This is a genomic window from Streptomyces yamdrokensis, from assembly GCF_053890455.1.
Window position 1 is genome coordinate 5,031,212 of sequence record NZ_CM132679.1, and the last position, 19,309, is coordinate 5,050,520.

A 19,309-nucleotide genomic window follows, 5' to 3' on the forward strand; every position below is an offset into this window, starting at 1 on the left:
CCACGAGGTGGGGGCATCCGGTGTTGTCACCGGGTGCCCCCACCTCGTTCGTGCGGTTCGGCGTGCCTGCCGTGCTTCAGCCGTTGTGGTTCAGCCGTTGTGGTTCAGTTCGAACCACACCACCTTGCCGGTGCTCAGCCGGGTCGCGCCCCAGCGGCGGGCCAGGCGGTTGACCAGGTAGAGGCCGCGGCCGCCCTCGTCCGTGGCGCGTGCCTGCCGCAGCCGCGGGAGCTGGGGCACGTCGTCACCGACCTCGCAGCGCAGGACGTCCGTACGCAGCAGCCGCAGGGTGACCGGACGGGAGGCGTACCGGACCGCGTTGGTGACCACCTCGCTGACCAGCAGCTCCACCGAGTCGCTCAGGTCCTCCATGCCCCACCGGGACAGCGCCCGGCGGGCCAGCCGGCGGGCCCGGCCGGGAGCGGCGTCCTCCGGCTCGAGGAACCAGTACGCCACGTCGTTCGGCGCGATCCCGTCGAAGCGGGCGGCGAGCAGCGCGATGTCGTCGTCCCGGTCACCCGGACCGAGCATGTCGAGCACCTCGTCGCACAGCGCCTCCAGCGGCGGCGGATGGTCCGGGCCGGTCAGCTGCGCGGTCGCGGTGAGCTTGTCGCGCAGCTGGTCGATGCCGGTCCACACGTCCCGCAGCCGGGACTCGACCAGGCCGTCCGTGTAGAGCAGCAGCGTCGCCCCGGCCGGCGCGTCCAGCTCGACCGCCTCGAAGTCCACGCCGCCGACGCCGATCGGGGCGCCCGCGGGCACCCGCAGCACCTCGGCCCGCCCGCCGAGGGGCAGCAGAATGGGCGGCGGATGACCGGCGTTGGCGATGGTGATGCGGTGCGCGACCGGGTCGTACACCGCGTACAGGCAGGTCGCCATGCGGTCCGCGCCGAGCCGCTGCGCCTGCTCGTCGAGGTGGTGCAGCACCTCCTGCGGCGGCAGGTCGAGGCCGGCCAGGGTCTGGGCGGTGGTGCGCAACTGGCCCATGATCGCGGCGGAGGTCATGGAGTGTCCCATGACGTCGCCGACGACCAGCGCGACCCTGCTGCCGGGCAACGGGATGGCGTCGTACCAGTCACCGCCCACGCGCGCGGTCTCGGCGGCCGGCAGATAGCGGGAGGCCAGCCGCACGCCGGTGCAGCGCGGCAGGTTCTCCGGCAGCATGGTCCGCTGCAGCTCGTCCGCGATGTACGCCTCCCGCCCGTACAGCACCGCCTTGTCGATGCCGAGGGCGCTGTGCGTGGCGAGCTGGGCGGCGACCAGCAGGTCGTCGGCCTCGAACGCCGGGCGCCCAGGGCCGCGCAGGAACAGGGCCGCACCGATCACCCGGCGCCGGCCGCGCAGCGGCGCGAGGATCGCCCGCTGGCCGTCGGGGACGGCCGATTCGGCTCCCTCGCCCAGGAGTTCGGGCAGCGCGGCGCGCGCGGCGGGCGCGTCCGTGAACACCGGCCTTACCCCGCGCAGCACTTCGGCGAGCGCGCTGCCGGGCCGCACCGTGCACCGCTCCGAGCCGATGGAGTCCAGCTCGGACGGCGTGGGCGCGGCGGCCGGCACGAATCCGCCCTCGGTGTCGCGCTCGGCCGGGATCCGGTCGCTGCGCCGCAGCCGCAGCACCAGTGGACCGGTGGGCCGCTCGTCACCGACCGGCAGCGGCTCGCGCAGGTAGACCAGGATGGTGTCGGCGAAGGTGGGCACGGTGGCCCGGCACAGACCCATCACGATCTCTTCGAGATCGATGCCGCGGGCGATCCGCCGGGTCGCGGCGCCGACGAACCTCAGCCGGTCCCCGTCCCGCCGCATCGGCGTGGGCTTCCCGGGCTGGGTCACCTGACCGGTGCGCCGCTCGGGACCGTCGGGGGCGGGCACAGAGTGGTCCTGGGACGCCTCCTCCTGGGACGCGCCGCCGGGTGCCGAAGGGCCCGCTGCCGGGGGATCCGCTGTCACGTGGTCCGATGCCGGGTGGTCGTGCACGTCGGGTTTCTGTCCTCCGGCCGGCTGGAGCGGGATGCCCTCGGGCGCGGGCCGAGGTCGGTGGGTGTCGGGTCCGGATTCCTGCCCGGCGTGCGGCTGGGAGTGCTCGGCGCCGGGCCCGGCGGTACCCGACGCCACCGGAGGCGGCGATGACGACGATGTCGGGCCGGGTCCGTGTGCCGGTGCCGAGGCAGGCAGGACCGCCCCGTGGGCATCCGCGGGGGTGACGCCCGGTTCCGGGCGCTCGTAGGAGGTCGGCTGCTCCGTCACGCGCGTCGAGTCCATCCGTCCGGGGCCACGGCCCGTTCCTCACCTTCGCGCCCGCCCCGTGAACGTGAGGCCGGGGACGCACGCCGTGCACACCGTACGTCCCGCCGAGACTCCGATACCCGAAACGCCTGCCCCAGGAACGGGGTTCCCGTGTGGTGGGCGCCTGCTTCTGTGCCGCCTGCCGGCCGTCCCCGGCCCGCACCGGTGGTGCCGTACCCCTCGCTCACGTCCTGCCGCCCCTCGGTGACGTTCGGTCAAGCCCAGCGCGTGTTCCGGAAGTTGCCGCCGCCCGGTGCCTTGCGGAGGACGATCCTACGTTTCCTGACCCGGGGTGCATCAAGAGTCTCATGACGTCAGATGCACAGGCGTGCGATCCCAGTCCGATGGCAGTGAAGGTACCGCCCACGACGGATCCGGGCGCCAGTTCTGCCAGCCGTCCGAGAAGGGGGTTCCCCACCGGGAGATCACGGCCACCGCGTCCCGGCCCGCCTCCCGCACCCGGCCGGCCAGCGCGGCGTCCACCAGTCCGTCCCGCTGGGCCTGCGCGAACTCGTCCTCGTCCCGCCAGTGCCAACTGCGGTCCGGGTGCACGGAGATGTCCAGAAAATGATCCTCGGAGTCCACCCCGCCGGCCCAACGGGCCAGCGGCTCCTCCAGGTTCACGTACCAGTTCTTGAACCGCCAGCCCTGGTCCCAGAACAGCCACACCGACCAGGGCTCACCGGGCCGGGCCAGCTTCAGCACACCGGTCCCGGTCCAGCGGCCGCGCTGGACCGTGCGGGGCTTGGTGTACCGGGTGCGGAGGGGCTCCTGGTGCACGGGGGTGCCGTCGGCGAGCACCGGCTTCACGCACTCGGTGCCGGGCGCCATCCACACGGCGAGCAGGTCGGGATCGTCGCGTACGACCGTGACGGGGCGCGCGATGTGCAAGCGCGCGCCGCCGTTCTCCCGGTAGCGCCACAGGACCTGCGTCCCCGGTGCCCAGTGGCCGTCCCCGCGTCCTGCCGCTCCGCCCTCTGCCATGGGCAGATATTAGGTGCCGCAGGCACAGATCGCTGCGGTCCCCGTCACGCTTCACCCGTGCGGAACACCGGAGACACGGCGGAGCACGGCGTGGACACGGCGGAGGCGGGGCGGGGGTGCGGTACGGGCACGGCGGGGACGCGGGTGGGGTGCGGCTGAGACGCGGCGGGGGGACACGCCTCAGCCGCACCGCCTCACGGGTGCGTCATCCGCAGGACGTCCAGCGCCTCGTCGAGCTGCTCCACGGTGAGGTCGCCGCGCTCGACGTACCCGCTCTCCAGGACCACCTGACGGATGGTCTTCCGCTGTGCCAGCGCCTTCTTGGCGACCTTCGCGGCCTCCTCGTAGCCGATGTACCTGTTGAGCGGGGTGACCACGGACGGAGAGGACTCGGCGTACTCCCGGGCCCGCTCGCGGTCGGCGACGATTCCGTCGACCGTACGGTCGGCGAGCAGCCGGGAGGCGTTCGCGAGCAGCCTGATCGACTCCAGGACGTTCTTCGCGATGACGGGCAGCATCACGTTGAGCTCGAAGTTGCCGGCGGCGCCCGCGGTGGCGACGGTCGCGTCGTTGCCGACGACCTGCGCGCTCACCATGAGCACGGCCTCCGGGACGACCGGGTTGACCTTGCCGGGCATGATCGAGGAGCCGGGCTGGAGGTCGGGCAGGGTGATCTCGGCGAGGCCGGTGCGGGGGCCCGAGGCCATCCACCGAAGATCGTTGGCGATCTTCGTCAGGCCGACCGCGATCGTCCGCAGCTGGCCGCTGGTCTCCACGATGCCGTCCCGCGCGCCCTGCGCCTCGAAGTGGTCACGGGCCTCGGTCAGCGGCAGCCCGGTGACCCGGGCGACCTCCTCGATGACGGCGGCCGGGAACCCGGGCGGGGTGTTGATGCCGGTGCCGACGGCGGTCCCGCCGAGGGGCAGCTCGGCCAGCCGGGGGAGGGAGGCGTGCAGCCGCTCGACCCCGTAGCGCACCTGGGCCGCGTACCCGCCGAACTCCTGCCCGAGGGTGACGGGCGTGGCGTCCATCAGGTGCGTACGCCCCGACTTCACCACGTCGGCGAACTCCTCGGCCTTGCGCTCCAGCGAGGCCGCGAGGTGCTCGAGAGCCGGCACGAGGTCCCGGGTGACGGCGGCGGTGGCGGCGATGTGGATCGAGGACGGGAAGACGTCGTTGGACGACTGGGAGGCGTTGACGTGGTCGTTGGGATGCACGGGGCGCCCGAGCCGTTCGGCCGCCAGGGTGGCGATGACCTCGTTGGTGTTCATGTTGGACGAGGTGCCCGAACCCGTCTGGAACACGTCGACGGGGAAGTGCTCGTCCCACTTCCCCCCGGCGACCTCCCCGGCCGCCTCACCGATCGCCTCGGCGATGTCCTCGTCCAGCACACCGAGACGCGCGTTCACCTTCGCCGCGGCGCCCTTGATCCGGGCGAGGGCCTCGATGTGGGCGCGTTCGATGCGCTGCCCCGAGACCGGGAAGTTCTCCACGGCCCGCTGCGTCTGAGCCCGCCACTTGGCGTCGGCGGGTACCTTCACCTCCCCCATGGAATCGTGCTCGATGCGGTAGTGCCGGTTGTCGTCCGTGGTCGTCATCGTCGTACCTCCGAAGGTCCACAGCAGTGGTGCGGGCCGGGTGTATTCCTGCCGGCACCTTGCCGGCGTTCCACGCGGGTACCCGGAACGCACTCCGCCCCGCCGCGAGGGAGCGGCGGGGCGGAGTGCCACGTGGCGACCGGCGCCGGCCGGGCGCCCCGGAGGCACGCGCCGTCGGCCGGGAGGCCCGCCCGCGGGGACGCGCTCTCACGGGCCCCGGGGAGACGGCCACCCGGCGGCCCGCGTACGCCGCCGGGCCGGGAACCGGCGGCTTCCCGGTGTCAGGAGACGGCCTGCTGCCAGAGGGTGTGGGCGATGCCGTCGGCCGCGCGGTTCAGGCCGGTGGTGTTGATGTTGGCGAGGGTGTCGCAGGACCGGTGGTAGCAGGGGTCGTAGGCGGAACCGGCCGTGCCGCCCCACTTGGCGGCCTGTGCGGACGTCTTGCGGGCGCCGGCGCCCATCGCGTAGCCGGAGGTGGGGATGCCGGCCTGCTGGAAGGGGTAGTCGTCGCTGCGCCCGGCGCCCTCGGTGTTCTCCTCGGGCCGCAGGCCCAGCGAGTCCCAGTACGCCTTCATCGGCGCGGCGGCCGACGTGGTGATGCGGTTGATGAAGTAGCCGCCGTTGGTCGAGGCGATCATGTCGAAGTTGTAGTACGCCCGGATCCTGGAGCGCTGGGTGGAGGACAGCGAACGGACGTAGAACTCGGAGCCGTTGAGGCCCTGCTCCTCGTCGGTCCACCAGGCGAAGCGGACCCGGTCGCGCATGGCCGGGTTCTGCTGGGCCAGGGTCAGGGCGTTCTCCAGGAGTGCGGCCGAGCCGGAGCCGTTGTCGTTCATGCCGGGGCCCGCGGAGACGCCGTCGAGGTGGGCGCCGAACATGTACACGTTGTTCGCGTCGCCCTGCGGCCACTCGGCGATCAGGTTGGGACCCGCTCCGCGGGTGCAGCCGGAGGTGCAGGGCTGCTCGGTGACGGTGTACCCGGCCGCCTGCAGCCTGCCCTTCACGTAGGCGACCGAGTCGCGGTACCCCTGGGTGGTGGAGCGGCGGTTGCCGCCGTTGCGGCCGGCGATGGCGCTGAGCTCGCTCAGGTGGGCCCGCACCTTCGTCACGTCGACGTCGGGCGCGGCGAGCGCGTTCACGGCGGTGACGGACCGGCCCGTGTCCGCGGGAGCGGCGGCCGCGGCGGGGAGTGTCCCGCAGCCGAGCACGACGGCGAGGGAGAAGCTCGCCACGGCGAATCGTCGTCTCACACTGTCTCCTTCGGGAGGTGGCCGTGGGGTGGGCCACAGGGAGCCCGACATAGCGTGCGCATGTCAAGGTGGCGAGAAGGCTCACAGTGAAGGCCGGGGGAGTCAACGGAAACGGGGCCCGTGCGGACAGGTTGTCCAAAAAAAGAACACGGTGTCCGCTATCCGGGCACGCGGGATCCCGCGTGCGTCTCCGGGGCCCGTCGTGAGGGCGCGCCGGTGCCGAGCCGGCCCCCGGCCGGTCGAGGACGAACTGCGGGGTGGGGCCCGTCCGTCCGGCGTTCGAGGACGAGGCCCGTTCGGGGCCGAAGGGAACCCGGGGCGCGGCCCCGGGAACGGGAGGAGAAGGGGCGGCGGGGGTTGAAACCCTCAACCGCTGCCCCCGGGGGCACTACGCCAGTCCCGGCCCCCGCACCGGAATCGACGTGAACGTGGGAGCCGGCGCCGGATCCTGGAAGAAGTCGTTGCCCTTGTCGTCGACGACGACGAACGCCGGGAAGTCCTCGACCTCGATCTTCCAGACCGCCTCCATGCCGAGCTCCTCGTACTCCAGGACCTCGACCTTCCTGATGCAGTCCTGGGCGAGCCGGGCGGCCGGCCCGCCGATCGAGCCGAGGTAGAAGCCGCCGTGCGCGTCGCACGCGTCGGTGACCTGCTTGCTGCGGTTGCCCTTGGCGAGCATCACCTTGGAACCGCCCGCCGCCTGGAACTGCTCGACGTAGGAGTCCATGCGCCCGGCCGTGGTCGGGCCGAAGGAGCCGGAGGCGTAGCCCTCGGGGGTCTTGGCCGGACCGGCGTAGTACACCGGGTGGTCCTTGAGGTACTGCGGCATCCCCTCGCCCGCGTCCAGCCGCTCCTTGATCTTGGCGTGCGCGATGTCGCGGGCGACGACCAGCGGGCCGGTGAGGGAGAGGCGGGTCTTCACCGGGTACTTGGTGAGCTCCGCGAGGATGTCGTCCATCGGCTGGTTCAGGTCGATCCTGACGACGTCGCCCTCGGCCTCCAGCTGCTCGTCCGTCGTCTCCGGGAGGAACCGCGCGGGGTCCCGCTCCAGCTGCTCGAGGAAGACTCCCTCGGCGGTGATCTTCGCGACGGCCTGACGGTCGGCGGAGCAGGAGACGGCGATCGCGACCGGGCAGGACGCGCCGTGCCGCGGCAGCCGGACCACGCGGACGTCGTGGCAGAAGTACTTCCCGCCGAACTGCGCGCCGATGCCGATCCTCTGGGTCAGTTCGAAGACCTTCTCCTCCAGCTCTTTGTCGCGGAAGCCGTGGCCGAGCGGGGAGCCCTCGGAGGGGATCTCGTCGAGGTAGTGCGCGGAGGCGTACTTCGCGGTCTTCAGCGCGTACTCGGCGGACGTGCCGCCGACGACGATCGCCAGGTGGTACGGCGGACAGGCGGCCGTGCCGAGCGAACGGATCTTCTCCTCCAGGAACTTCATCATGGAGGACTCGTTCAGGACGGCCTTGGTCTCCTGGTAGAGGAAGCTCTTGTTGGCGGAGCCGCCGCCCTTGGCCATGAACAGGAACTTGTAGGCGCCGCCGTCGGTCGCGTACAGCTCGATCTGGGCGGGGAGGTTGGAGCCGGTGTTCTTCTCCTCCCACATGGTCAGGGGCGCCATCTGGGAGTAGCGCAGGTTGAGGTTGTGGTAGGCGTCGTAGACGCCCCGGGAGAGGGCCTCCTCGTCGCCGCCCTCGGTGAGGACGTTCTGGCCGCGCTTGCCCATGACGATCGCGGTGCCGGTGTCCTGGCACATGGGGAGCACGCCGGCCGCCGCGATGTTGGCGTTCTTCAGCAGGTCCAGGGCGACGAACTTGTCGTTGGGCGAGGCCTCGGGGTCGTCGATGATGCGGCGCAGCTGGGTGAGGTGGGCGGGGCGGAGGTAGTGCTGGATGTCGCGGATGGCCTCTTCGGCGAGCCTGCGCAGCGCCTCCGGCTCCACCTTGAGGAAGGTCCGTCCGTCGGCCTCGAAGGTGGAGACACCCTCGGAGGTCACCAGCCGGTAGGGGGTGGTGTCCTCTCCCATGGGGAGCAGATCGGCGTACTCGAACTCAGGCATCTCGCCCATTCCTCACTCGACAGGTGGCCGCCCGCCGACGCCGGCGAGCGGCCACCAGCGTAGGACCTGCCGCGGCGGGGGAGCTTGTGAGGTTGTCCTCAGTTGCCGTCGGCCACGGGCTCGGCCACGGGCTCGGCCACGGACTCGGCTGCAGGCTCTCGCGCTTCCCGCCCGGTGGTCCCCGTGGCGTTCACGAGTATTTCGCGACAGGGGGTAGTCGCGATCTATCGCGTTTGGGTACGCTGCTGCCGTGGACCTTCAGAAGCACGCCCAGCCGCAGGACAGCGCACCGCGGGCCGCCGAGCTGCGCGTCTCGGACGCCGACCGCGACCGTGTCGCCGACCTTCTGCACGACGCCCTCGCCGAAGGCAGGCTGACCCCCGAGGAGCACTCCGAGCGCGTCGAGGGCGTGCTGGCCGCCAAGACCGCCGGGGAGCTCGAGGTGTTCGTGCGGGACCTGCCGGGCGCCCACCAGCGGCGCGCGGTTCCCGCCGCGGCGCCCAGCCGGCCCACCGCGGGCGCCGTCCCGATGGACCCCGACGACAACGTGGTCGCGGTCTTCAGCGCCGCCACCCGCAAGGGCCGCCGGCGGGCGGGCCGCCGCATCCACGTGTACGCGATCTTCGGCAGCGTCGAGATAGACCTCAGTGAGGCGATCTTCGACCACCAGCAGGTCGTGATCAAGGCCTTCTCGGTCTTCGGCAACGTCGAGGTCAGCGTCCCGGAGAACGTGTCGCTGCGCGGCATGGGCGGGGGTGTCCTCGGCAACTTCGAGGTGGTCTCGCTGGACGCGGAGGACCCCGAGGCGCCGGTGGTCTACGTGGACGGCTGGGCGGTGCTGGGCAACGTCGAGGCACGGCCCGAGCGGGGCAAGCTGGTGGCGGACATCCTCGACCGGGTGCAGCGCTCGGTGGACAAGAGTATGCGGTGGCACCAGGACCGTTGGCGCCGGTGAAGCGGAGGCGCCCCGCCGCGTGGTGAGGCAGCGGTGCGGTGGCGGCGTGGGCCGGATTCCGCTTCCGGAAGCGGCGGTTCGGGACTCAGTGCATAGGCGTGCGCACAGCGGGTAGGCCTTGCTGCATCGTCTCTCGCTCGCGAAGCCGTCGTCAGGAGTAGACCCGTGCCGCAACCGCCGCATTCGCCCCTGCAGGTAGCTGCCGTTCCGGCCCAGCGGGTGCCGACGCGAGACAGGGACCGGGACGCGCCCTGGCACACCGAGGCGGTGTGCCGGCGCGACGAGGCAGGACTGTTCTTCGCCCCGTCGAAGGAGCCCACGGCCGCCAGGCTCTCCCGCGAGGAGGCCGCGAAGCGGGTCTGCGCCCGCTGTCCGGTGATGGTGGAGTGCCGGGAGCACGCCCTGCTCCAGCCCGAGCCCTACGGGGTCTGGGGCGGTCTGACCGCCGCCGAGCGCCGCGTGGTCCTGGCCCGACGCCGCCGCCGGGACCTGGAACTCCAGAAGGCCGCCCGCACCGGCGGCCCCATAGCAGCGGCAGGCTGACCAGCCCCCGGCTCTCGGACCCCGCGCACTCGGCCCGCCCAGGACCGCGGAAAACCGAGCACCCCGCGCTGCACGAGGGATGCCTTCCCGGCGCGGGGCGTTCCACCGGGGGGCGCGGGGGACTGCGCGACATGAGGTGCACGGGGGGCGATTCCCGTGCCGGGTGACCTGCCAGGGGCGCGGGGAACCGCGCGACGCCCACTGCACGGGGGCGCCCTTCCGGCACCGGTGGCCCAAAAGGGGGCGCGGAAAACCGCGCGCCCGGCCACAGCGGACCCGCACCGTTCGACGAGACGCCGGACGGCGCGAGGCGGGGGACCCGCGGACCGCACACCCGTGGGCCACCCGCACAACCTCCGGCGAACCCCGCGGAGCTACTTCGCCCGGTCGAAATCCACCGCACTGTACGCACGCAGCTTGCTCAGCCGGTGCTCGGAGTCGATCCGCCGCACCGTCCCCGACTTGGACCGCATCACGATGGAGTCGGTCGTGGCGGTCTCGGACCGGTACCGCACCCCGCGCAGCAGTTCGCCGTCGGTGATGCCGGTGGCCACGAAGAACACGTTGTCGCTGGTGACGAGGTCCGCGTCGGTCAGCACCCGGTCGAGGTCGTGCCCCGCGTCGAGCGCACGCTGCCGCTCCGCGTCGTCCTGCGGCCACAGCTTGCCCTGGAGGGTGCCGCCGAGGCACTTCACGGCGCAGGCCGAGATGATGCCCTCGGGGGTGCCGCCGATGCCGAGCAGCAGATCGATGCCGGTGCCCTCGCGCAGGGCGAGGATCGAGCCGGCCACGTCACCGTCGGAGATCAGCTTTATGCGCGCCCCGGTCTCCCTGATCTCCTGGATGATGCCCTCGTGCCGGGGCCGGTCGAGGATCACCACCGTGACGTCCTCGGGGGTGGCCCGCTTGGCCTTGGCGACCCGGCGGATGTTCACGGACACGGGCGCGTCGATGTCGACGAAGTCGGCGGCCTCGGGCCCGGTGACCAGCTTGTCCATGTAGAACACGGCAGACGGGTCGAACATCGAGCCACGTTCGGCGGCGGCCAGTACGGCGATCGCGTTGGTCATGCCCTTGGCGGTCAGCGTGGTGCCGTCGATCGGGTCGACGGCGATGTCGCACTCGGGCCCGGTCCCGTCGCCCACGCGCTCCCCGTTGAAGAGCATGGGGGCCTCGTCCTTCTCCCCCTCGCCGATGACGACGACGCCGTTCATCGAGACGGTGGAGACGAGGGTGCGCATGGCCCGTACCGCGGCGCCGTCGGCGCCGTTCTTGTCGCCGCGCCCGACCCAGCGCCCGGCGGCCATCGCGGCGGCCTCGGTGACCCGGACGAGTTCCATGGCGAGGTTGCGGTCGGGAGCTTCGGAGGGCACATCGAGTTCGGACGGCAACTGATGATTCTCGGTCATCGGAGCGCACCTTTCTGTACGACGACGGCCGGATGAGGGTGTTGAGCCCGACTCTAGCGCCGGGCGGACAGAATGAGCAGGGGACCCCACGGATGAGCGGACCGGGCACCTGCGACGATAGGGGCGTGGCAGGAACGAACAGCACGCAGAAGTCGGCCCGGGACATGATCCTTTCCCTGGGCCTCATCTTGCTCGCCGCGGGAGTGATCTGGCTGTTCATCCCGCACGACGACAGTGAGCCCGACCTCAAGCGGGTGGACTACCGCGTCGACCTGCTCACCGCGCGCCGTGCCGCCGCCTACGCGGTGGCCGCGCCCGAGGGCCTGCCCGAGGCGTGGAAGCCCACCTCCGTCCGTTTCCGGGGCGAGGAGTTCGACGCCTGGCACCTCGGCTACCGGGCCCCCGACGGGGAGTACGTGGCGGTCGAGCAGTCGACCCGAAAGCCGGTGGTCTTCATCGAGGAGGAGACCCAGGGCGCGGAGAAGACCGGGAAGACACAGCAGATCGCAGGCAGGACCTGGACCCGGTACGAGGGCGATCAGTACGACGCGCTGGTGCTCGAGGACGACGACTCGACCACGGTGGTGACGGGCACGGCGTCCTTCGCCCGGCTGACGGAGATGGCCGGGGCCCTGCGCACCGAATCCGACTGACCGGCGTACGGCAGGACCCCCCGACGGCGTGTCGGGGGGTCCTGCCGTACGCGCGCGCCGTGTGCGCCGCGGCGCGGGCGGCGGTCAGACGGTGGTGACGACCTGGTCGTACTCCAGGCGGGGGCTGCGCGGGAACCAGGCGTCCGGGCCGGGGCGGCCGAGGTTGACGACCATCAGCGGGGTGTGGTCGTCGTCGAGGAACTCCTTGCGGATGCCCTCGAAGTCGCAGCCGGTCATCGGGCCGGCGGCCAGACCCGCGGCGCGCACCCCGACGATGAAGTACGCGGCCTGGAGAGCGGCGTTCAGCGCGGCGTGGTTCTCCCGCCCCGGGCGGTCGGCGGCGAACATGTCCCTGGCCTGCGGGAAGTGCGGGAAGAGCTGCGGCAGCTCCTCGTGGAACTCGTTGTCCGCGGAGAGGATCGCGACCAGCGGGGCGGCGGCCGTCTTGGACTTGTTGCCCTCGGCCATGTGCTGGACGAGACGCTCGCGGGCCTCGGCGGAGCGGACCAGGGTGACGCGCAGCGGCGACTGGTTCATGGAGGTCGGGCCGTACTTGACCAGGTCGTAGACGGCCTGCACCTGCTCGTCGGTCACCGGCTCGTCGGTGAACGTGTTGGCGGTGCGCGCCTCACGGAAGAGCAGGTCCTGGGCGGCGGAGTCAAGAACGAGAGACATGCGTGATCTTTCTGGGAGAGGGGGCGTCGGCTCCGCGCGGTCGGCGCGAAGACCTTGACGGAAAAAACGTTACGCCAGAGAAGTTCAAGGTTCAATCAAAGTGGGGTCCGGTCGAAGCGGGGCGTGGTGACACGTGCCACCCTTCCGCTCGCCGGGTGACGTGAGTCACGTCGATTACCCGATTGCTTCCTCGCGCGCCCGCAGTCCTAACCAGCAGTACGCCATCACCCGAAGCAGAGGGGACCGATCCGACATGACCGCCACCGCCAGGGGACCGGCCGGCTACTTCCCGTCGATCGAGAAGAGGTACGGCCGTCCGATCGCGGAGTGGAAGGAGCTGATCCGCTCCTCGCCACTCGTCAGGCACATGGAGCTGGTCGCCTGGCTCAAGGCCGAGCACGGCCTGGGCCACGGCCATGCGAACGCCCTCGTCGCCCACACCCTGGCCGAGGACAACGCCAAGTAGCACCCGCCCGCCGGGTCGGTCAGGCGGGGCGGCGGGCGCGCGGCCTACAGGTCCCCGGCCCCGTCCTTTGCGCCGGCGGTCTCCTCCGCGAGCGCCGCGTCCAGCCGGGCCCGTGCCCCGTCCAGCCGGCTCCGGCACACCTTGGCCAGCTCCTCGCCCCGCTCCCAGAGCGCGAGCGACTCCTCCAGCGTCGTACCGCCCGTCTCCAGACGGCGTACGACCTCGATCAGCTCGTCCCGCGCCTGCTCGTACCCGAGCGCCTCGGCCTCGGCCTCCGCCTGCCCGGCGGCCCCCGCCACCCGCTCCGCCTGCCCGGTCTGCCCGGTCTGCTCCGTCTTGCTGGTCATCCGCCCACCCTACGCATCGACTCGGACACTGAACTCACCCTCGGACACCCGTGCCCGCAACACCTCACCGGCCTCCACCTCGCCCGGATCACGCACCGCGTGCCCGTCGGCCCGCTGCAGCACGGCGTACCCGCGCTTCAGCGTCGCGGCGGGGGACAGGGCCACCACGCGTGCGTGCGTGTGCGTCAGCTCGGAGTCGGTCCGGTCCAGCTGGTGCCGCAGGGAGCGCCGGGCCCGGTCGAGCAGCGCGGTGACCTCCTCGGCCCGCCCGTCGACCATCCGGTGCGGTTCCTCCATGGAGGGCCGGGCCAGCGCATGGGCCAGCCCCCGCTCCTCCCGGTCGACGAAGGCCTGGACACAGCGCCGCGCACGGTCGCGCAGCAACCGCACCCGCTCGTACTCCTCGCCCACGTCCGGGACCACCTTCTTGGCGGCGTCCGTCGGAGTGGAGGCCCGTACGTCGGCGACGTGGTCCAGGAGCGGGTTGTCCGGCTCGTGCCCGATCGCGGAGACGACCGGCGTACGGCAGGCCGCCACCGCCCGCACCAGCTGCTCGTCGGAGAACGGCAGCAGGTCCTCCACGCTGCCCCCGCCCCGCGCCACGACGATCACGTCCACCTCGTCGACCGCGTCCAGCTCCTTCACGGCCTGGACGACCTGCGGCACCGCGTGCACGCCCTGCACGGCGACATTGCGCACCTCGAAGCGGACGGCGGGCCAGCGGCGCCGGGCGTTCTCCAGCACGTCCCGCTCGGCGGCCGAGGCACGTCCGCAGACCAGCCCGATCAGCCGCGGCAGGAACGGCAGCGTCTTCTTCCGCTCCGGCGCGAAAAGCCCCTCCCGCGCGAGGGACTTCTTCAGCTGCTCCAGCCGCGCGAGCAGTTCCCCGACCCCGACCGGTCTGATCTCGGCGGCCCGCAGCGACAGCTGCCCGCGCGGGGCGTACCACTCGGGCTTGCAGTGCACCACGACCCGCGCGCCCTCGCCGACGGCGTCGGCGACGGCGTCGAACACCTGCCGGTAGCAGGTCACGCCGACGGAGATGTCGTACGAGGCGTCCCGCAGCGTCATGAACACCACGCCGGCCCCCGGCCGCCGCGACAGCTGGGTGATCTGCCCCTCGACCCACACCGCGCCGAGCCGGTCGATCCACCCCCCGATGAGCCGCGACACCTCACCGACCGGGATGGGCGCTTCCGCAGACGTGTTGACAGCCATGCCGTGAGAGTAGTGCGGGCCACCGACATCACACAGGCCGCCACCGGGCGCCGCCCCTGTGCCGTACACCGCCCGCCCATGCCCGCACACCGCTCCCCCATGCGCCCGGCGCGCCCATGCGCCCTGCTCACCGCCCCCGTGCACCCGGAACCCGGGCCGGTCCGGCACCTCCCGCCGGACGCGATCACCGGACGACCGGACACGGCCCTTACGATGGGACGCATGACCGCTTCGCCTGGCCGCCGTGTCCTGCTCGCCGCCCCCCGGGGCTACTGCGCGGGCGTGGACCGCGCCGTGATCGCCGTCGAGAAGGCCCTGGAGCAGTACGGGGCCCCCGTCTACGTCCGGCACGAGATCGTGCACAACAAGTACGTCGTGCAGACCCTGGAGAAGAAGGGCGCCGTCTTCGTCGAACGGACGGAGGAGGTGCCGCCGGGCAACATCGTCATGTTCTCCGCGCACGGCGTGGCCCCCGTCGTCCACGAGGAGGCCGAGCGCGGCCGGCTCGCCACCATCGACGCGACCTGCCCGCTGGTCACCAAGGTGCACAAGGAAGCGGTCCGGTTCGCGAACGAGGACTACGACATCCTCCTGATCGGGCACGAGGGCCACGAGGAGGTCATCGGCACCTCCGGCGAGGCCCCCGACCACATCCAGCTCGTCGACGGCCCCGGGGACGTCGCCAAGGTCGAGGTCCGTGACCCGTCGAAGGTCGTCTGGCTCTCCCAGACCACCCTCTCGGTGGACGAGACCATGGAGACGGTGGACGCCCTCAAGGACAAGTTCCCCCAGCTGATCTCCCCGCCCAGCGACGACATCTGCTACGCCACGCAGAACCGCCAGCTCGCGGTCAAGCAGATGGGCGCCGAGGCGGACCTGGTGATCGTGGTCGGCTCGCGGAACTCCTCGAACTCCAAGCGTCTCGTCGAGGTCGCCAAGATCGCGGGCGCCCGCGACGCCCACCTGGTGGACTTCGCCGACGAGATCGACGAGTCCTGGCTGGAGGGCGTCTCCACGGTCGGCGTCACCTCGGGCGCCTCGGTGCCGGAGATACTGGTCGAGCAGGTCCTGGAATGGCTCGCGCGGCGCGGCTTCGAGGACGTCGAGATCGTCAAGGCCGCGGAGGAGTCCATCATCTTCTCGCTGCCGAAGGAACTGCGCCGCGACCTGCGCGAGGAGGCGGCGACGCTGGTGGCGGAGCGCGGCGGCACGGGGACGGGCCGGGCCTCGGCGTAGTGCGGTCGGCGTAGTGCGGTCTGCGCTGCGCCGACGGGCGGGAGCACCCGGGGACGTGACGGCGCGACGTCGTCACGTCCCCATTCCTCACCCCGTGTCCGATCGGTGACGGGGTTCGATTCGGTGACCGTTCACCGTCCGGCTTAACGTGGTTCCATGCAGATCTTCGGTGTGGACATCGGCGGGTCCGGGATCAAGGGTGCCCCGGTAGACCTGGACAAGGGGGACCTGGCGCAGGAGCGCTGCAAGGTCCTCACCCCGCACCCGTCCACGCCGGACGCGGTGGCGGACGGGGTCAAGCAGGTCATCGACCACTTCGGCTGGACCGGCCCGGTCGGGGCCACCTTCCCGGGCGTGGTCACCGACGGCACCACGATCCGTTCGGCGGCCAACATGGACAAGAACTGGATCCACACCGACGCGCGCGTCCTGCTCGGTGACCGCCTCGGCGGCCTGCCCGTGACCGTCGTGAACGACGCGGACGCGGCGGGCATCGCCGAGATGCACTTCGGAGCCGGCAAGGGCCGTCGGGGCACGGTCATCATGCTGACGTTCGGCACGGGCATCGGCAGCGCCGTGTTCGTGGACGGCGTCCTGGTCCCCAACACGGAGCTCGGCCACCTGGAGCTGGACGGTCACGAGGCGGAGAAGCGGGCGTCCAGCAAGGCCAGGGAGGACCACGAGCTGACGTGGGAGCACTGGGCGCACCGGGTGCAGAAGTACCTGGCTCACGTGGAGATGCTGTTCTCGCCGGAGCTGTTCGTGATCGGTGGCGGTGCCAGCCGCAAGTCCGAGAAGTTCCTGCCCCATATCGAGGGCATCAAGGCCGAGATCGTTCCGGCGCAGCTGCAGAACAACGCGGGCATCGTGGGAGCGGCGATGCGGGCGGCCACGGGCATGTAGGGCACCGGGCGCATCCGGGTGTCCGTGCACCCGGACACCCGGACACCCGGACACCCGGACACCCGGACATCAGGTCTGGGCCCGGCCCCGGGCGGCGGCGGTCCGCCGGTTGATCGTACGGATCGTGCGCATCCGCCGGCCGAGCACGATCACACCGGCGACCAGGGTCCCCCCGTACAGCCAGCCGGCCTGGGTGGCCAGGCCGGTCACCATGCCCATGAGCCGGCCGCCGATTCCTCCGTCGCCCTCGTCGGCGACCGGGACCAGGCCCAGGGCGAAGGCGATCGGGACGATGACGGGTGCGGTGAGCAGGTCCCCCTCGCGCACCCACAGAGCGGTCAGCACGCACGCCGGCAGGAACAGCACGCCGTACACGACCTGGGACGCCCCGAACAGCAGTGCGACGAGGAACCCGAGCGTCAGCATCACGAGCCCGCAGAAGAGGCCGCCGCCGAGGCCGGTGAGCCGGGGGTTCGGCAGCCGCTGGACCGCGGCGGGGGGAGCGGGCCGGTGGACCGGCGCGGGCCCGCGCTGTGCCGGGCGGGCGGGCCGGGCGGACCGCGCGACACCGCCCCCGGGGGCCCGCCCCGCCTGCGGAGGCAGCGGCGGCTTGGCCGGCCGGCCCGGCCGGCCAGGCCGGTCGCGTCGCGGTCCGTACTGAGCAGGTCGCGTGCTGTGTTGCTCCACTGGACCAACCTAGGTCTGTTTATGTGCCGAACAGGCTGTCGGACACGCCGAGAAGCGGGGGTTGTCCAGGTGTTCGATTCGTAGGCGGGGCGTGGGCGGGGACGCCGTAGACTGGTGGATCGGCCCACGCGCCCAGTCGGCCGGCCCTCGCCCCCCATCCTCACGTACGGGAAGTCGCAACGTGTCGCTCACGATCGGAATCGTCGGTCTGCCGAATGTCGGCAAGTCGACCCTGTTCAACGCCCTGACCAAGAACGACGTGCTGGCGGCCAACTACCCGTTCGCCACCATCGAGCCGAACGTCGGCGTCGTCGGCGTCCCCGACCCCCGGCTGGCGAAGCTCGCGGAGATCTTCGGCTCCCAGCGGATCCTCCCGGCCACGGTCGACTTCGTCGACATCGCGGGCATCGTGCGCGGCGCCAGCGAGGGTGAGGGCCTCGGCAACAAGTTCCTGGCGAACATCCGGGAGTCCGACGCGATCTGCCAGGTCATCCGCGCCTTCCAGGACGAGAACGTCGTCCATGTCGACGGCAAGGTCTCGCCGAAGGACGACATCGAGACGATCAACACCGAGCTGATCCTCGCCGACCTGCAGACCATCGAGAAGGTCCTGCCGCGCCTGCAGAAGGAGTCGCGGATCAAGAAGGACACCGCGCCCAAGGTCAAGGCGGTCGAGGAGGCCAAGGAGATCCTGGAGAAGGGCGACACGCTCTTCACGCACGGCATCGTCCAGGGCGGCGAGCGCGACGAACTCCTGCACGACCTGCACCTGCTCACCACCAAGCCCTTCCTCTACGTCTTCAACGTCGACGAGGACGAGCTGACCGACGAGGACTTCAAGAACGAGCAGCGCGCCCTGGTCGCCCCCGCCGAGGCGATCTTCCTCAACGCCAAGCTGGAGGCGGACCTCGCCGAGCTGGACGAGGAGGACGCCATGGAACTGCTGGAGTCGGTCGGCGCCGAGGAGCCCGGCCTCGCCACCCTCGCCCGCGTCGGCTTCAACACCCTCGGCCTGCAGACGTACCTGACCGCGGGCCCGAAGGAGTCCCGCGCCTGGACCATCAAGCGCGGCGCCACCGCCCCCGAGGCCGCCGGAGTCATCCACACCGACTTCCAGAAGGGCTTCATCAAGGCCGAGGTCATCTCCTTCGACGACCTCGTCGAAACCGGCTCGGTCGCCGAGGCCCGGGCCAAGGGCAAGGCCCGCATGGAAGGCAAGGACTACGTCATGCGCGACGGCGACGTGGTGGAGTTCCGCTTCAACGTGTAGCGGGTCGGTTACTTCAGGCTGCCGACTTCGTCAAGAATGCTGGTCAGAGGGGCCGGACTTGGGTGAGTCCGGCCCCTACCGCATTTCCGTGCTGACTTGGTGCCGACTTAGCCGCGGCGGGGCGGAGCGAGCTTCTCCAGGTCGAGGTTGATCTCGAAGGGCACCGGACGGTTGAGCGAGCCCCTGAAGATGCCAACGGGTACATAGGTGGCGGTTGGCTCGTCAAGCTCGTAGACGTGGACGATGGGTGCTCCGTCCTCGTCCTCGATGCGCCAGTAGTGCGGGATGCCGGCCTCTGCGTATTTGTGGAGCTTTACCGTGCGGTCCCGGTGTGCGGACTCGGGGGAGACCACCTCGACGGCGAGTCGTACTTCATCCGGTGCGAACCAGGTGCGGTCACCGTCGAAGTCGGCCGTCGTCACCAGCAGATCCGGCTCGGGCCGATTGCGTTGATCGAGTTTGATGGTCATCTCCCGTCCGACCCTTACGTCGGCCGGCGCCTGCTCCATGAGAGCCACGGTGAGCATCGTGACGAGATGACCGTGCCACCACCGCTGCGGGGACATCATGAATACGAGGGCTCCGTCGATCAACTCGGTGTGGCGCGGTGCTTCCGGGAGGCGGTCCAGGTCCTCCGCGAACCAGCCTTCCGCGCGGGGCGGGCGCATCCAGTCGGGCAGTGCGGTCATGGCTCAACCGTAGCGACTCAGCGAGGTCCGGGCCACGAGGCCGGCGACGGCCGAAACGAGGACCGCCCTCGTCACCCAAGCGCGGGCCGT

At 71.5% G+C, this 19,309-nt stretch carries 18 protein-coding genes; 7 read left to right on the forward strand and 11 right to left on the reverse strand.

The genetic code is table 11. The features are described from left to right. Nucleotides 1-90: 90 nt before the first annotated feature. The 5 genes from ACWZEH_RS22525 to ACWZEH_RS22545 form a co-directional block, all read right to left on the reverse strand. Entirely contained in the window at nt 91-2,256 is a 2,166-nt protein-coding gene (locus ACWZEH_RS22525) for a SpoIIE family protein phosphatase (RefSeq protein ID WP_456192918.1), read from the reverse strand. Between the two features lie 330 nt (nt 2,257-2,586). Next, nucleotides 2,587-3,264 (reverse strand): cytidylyl-2-hydroxypropylphosphonate hydrolase, encoded by a 678-nt coding sequence (fomD, locus tag ACWZEH_RS22530; protein ID WP_456192919.1) that lies wholly within the window; start codon nt 3,262-3,264, stop codon nt 2,587-2,589. A 194-nt stretch (nt 3,265-3,458) separates the two neighbouring features. Then, nucleotides 3,459-4,862 (reverse strand): class II fumarate hydratase, encoded by a 1,404-nt coding sequence (locus ACWZEH_RS22535; protein ID WP_456192920.1) that lies wholly within the window; start codon nt 4,860-4,862, stop codon nt 3,459-3,461. Nucleotides 4,863-5,143: 281 nt separating this feature from the next. Beyond that, on the reverse strand, nt 5,144-6,112 hold the full coding sequence (locus tag ACWZEH_RS22540) for a M28 family metallopeptidase (RefSeq protein WP_456192921.1): 969 nt from the start codon (nt 6,110-6,112) through the stop codon (nt 5,144-5,146). Between the two features lie 388 nt (nt 6,113-6,500). Further along, nucleotides 6,501-8,168, reverse strand: coding sequence for a fumarate hydratase (locus ACWZEH_RS22545; protein WP_456192922.1), 1,668 nt, complete (start codon nt 8,166-8,168; stop codon nt 6,501-6,503). Nucleotides 8,169-8,418: 250 nt separating this feature from the next. Between ACWZEH_RS22545 and ACWZEH_RS22550 the strand changes: the two genes are divergently transcribed. Beyond that, a complete protein-coding gene (locus tag ACWZEH_RS22550; RefSeq protein WP_456192923.1) occupies nt 8,419-9,123 on the forward strand; it encodes a DUF1707 SHOCT-like domain-containing protein in 705 nt (234 codons plus the stop codon). A gap of 165 nt (nt 9,124-9,288) precedes the next feature. Continuing rightward, nucleotides 9,289-9,666: a WhiB family transcriptional regulator gene (locus ACWZEH_RS22555; protein ID WP_456192924.1), complete on the forward strand. Its 378-nt coding sequence runs from the start codon at nt 9,289-9,291 to the stop codon at nt 9,664-9,666. A 374-nt stretch (nt 9,667-10,040) separates the two neighbouring features. Here the strand turns inward: ACWZEH_RS22555 and glpX are convergent, their stop codons facing one another. Then, on the reverse strand, nt 10,041-11,075 hold the full coding sequence (gene glpX / locus ACWZEH_RS22560; RefSeq protein ID WP_456192925.1) for a class II fructose-bisphosphatase: 1,035 nt from the start codon (nt 11,073-11,075) through the stop codon (nt 10,041-10,043). Nucleotides 11,076-11,200: 125 nt separating this feature from the next. Here glpX and ACWZEH_RS22565 point away from each other — a divergent pair, with 125 nt between their 5' ends. Continuing rightward, nucleotides 11,201-11,728, forward strand: a complete 528-nt coding sequence (locus tag ACWZEH_RS22565; RefSeq protein ID WP_456192926.1) for a DUF4245 domain-containing protein — start codon at nt 11,201-11,203, stop codon at nt 11,726-11,728. A gap of 84 nt (nt 11,729-11,812) precedes the next feature. Here the strand turns inward: ACWZEH_RS22565 and ACWZEH_RS22570 are convergent, their stop codons facing one another. After that, nucleotides 11,813-12,403: a malonic semialdehyde reductase gene (locus tag ACWZEH_RS22570; RefSeq protein ID WP_456192927.1), complete on the reverse strand. Its 591-nt coding sequence runs from the start codon at nt 12,401-12,403 to the stop codon at nt 11,813-11,815. Nucleotides 12,404-12,656: 253 nt separating this feature from the next. Here ACWZEH_RS22570 and ACWZEH_RS22575 point away from each other — a divergent pair, with 253 nt between their 5' ends. Next, the gene (locus tag ACWZEH_RS22575; protein ID WP_456192928.1) at nt 12,657-12,869 is read left to right on the forward strand and encodes a DUF4287 domain-containing protein; all 213 of its coding nucleotides are present in this window, start codon (nt 12,657-12,659) and stop codon (nt 12,867-12,869) included. A gap of 44 nt (nt 12,870-12,913) precedes the next feature. Here the strand turns inward: ACWZEH_RS22575 and ACWZEH_RS22580 are convergent, their stop codons facing one another. After that, nucleotides 12,914-13,216, reverse strand: a complete 303-nt coding sequence (locus ACWZEH_RS22580) for an exodeoxyribonuclease VII small subunit (protein ID WP_456192929.1) — start codon at nt 13,214-13,216, stop codon at nt 12,914-12,916. A gap of 9 nt (nt 13,217-13,225) precedes the next feature. After that, on the reverse strand, nt 13,226-14,434 hold the full coding sequence (gene xseA / locus ACWZEH_RS22585) for an exodeoxyribonuclease VII large subunit (RefSeq protein ID WP_456192930.1): 1,209 nt from the start codon (nt 14,432-14,434) through the stop codon (nt 13,226-13,228). Between the two features lie 213 nt (nt 14,435-14,647). On the opposite strand from xseA, the gene ACWZEH_RS22590 reads away from it, so the two are divergent. Next, entirely contained in the window at nt 14,648-15,670 is a 1,023-nt protein-coding gene (locus ACWZEH_RS22590) for a 4-hydroxy-3-methylbut-2-enyl diphosphate reductase (RefSeq protein ID WP_456192931.1), read from the forward strand. Between the two features lie 156 nt (nt 15,671-15,826). Beyond that, the gene (gene ppgK / locus ACWZEH_RS22595) at nt 15,827-16,573 is read left to right on the forward strand and encodes a polyphosphate--glucose phosphotransferase (protein WP_456192932.1); all 747 of its coding nucleotides are present in this window, start codon (nt 15,827-15,829) and stop codon (nt 16,571-16,573) included. 69 nt (nt 16,574-16,642) lie between these two features. On the opposite strand, the gene ACWZEH_RS22600 is transcribed toward ppgK, so the two are convergent. Beyond that, complete coding sequence (locus ACWZEH_RS22600) at nt 16,643-17,260, reverse strand: DUF6542 domain-containing protein (RefSeq protein WP_456192933.1); 618 nt, start codon at nt 17,258-17,260, stop codon at nt 16,643-16,645. A gap of 181 nt (nt 17,261-17,441) precedes the next feature. Here ACWZEH_RS22600 and ychF point away from each other — a divergent pair, with 181 nt between their 5' ends. Further along, nucleotides 17,442-18,530, forward strand: a complete 1,089-nt coding sequence (ychF, locus tag ACWZEH_RS22605) for a redox-regulated ATPase YchF (RefSeq protein ID WP_456192934.1) — start codon at nt 17,442-17,444, stop codon at nt 18,528-18,530. A 107-nt stretch (nt 18,531-18,637) separates the two neighbouring features. Here the strand turns inward: ychF and ACWZEH_RS22610 are convergent, their stop codons facing one another. Further along, nucleotides 18,638-19,219 carry a Uma2 family endonuclease gene (locus tag ACWZEH_RS22610; RefSeq protein WP_277328134.1) on the reverse strand — a complete coding sequence of 194 codons (582 nt, stop codon included), beginning with the start codon at nt 19,217-19,219 and terminating at the stop codon, nt 18,638-18,640. Between the last annotated feature and the right edge of the window lie 90 nt (nt 19,220-19,309).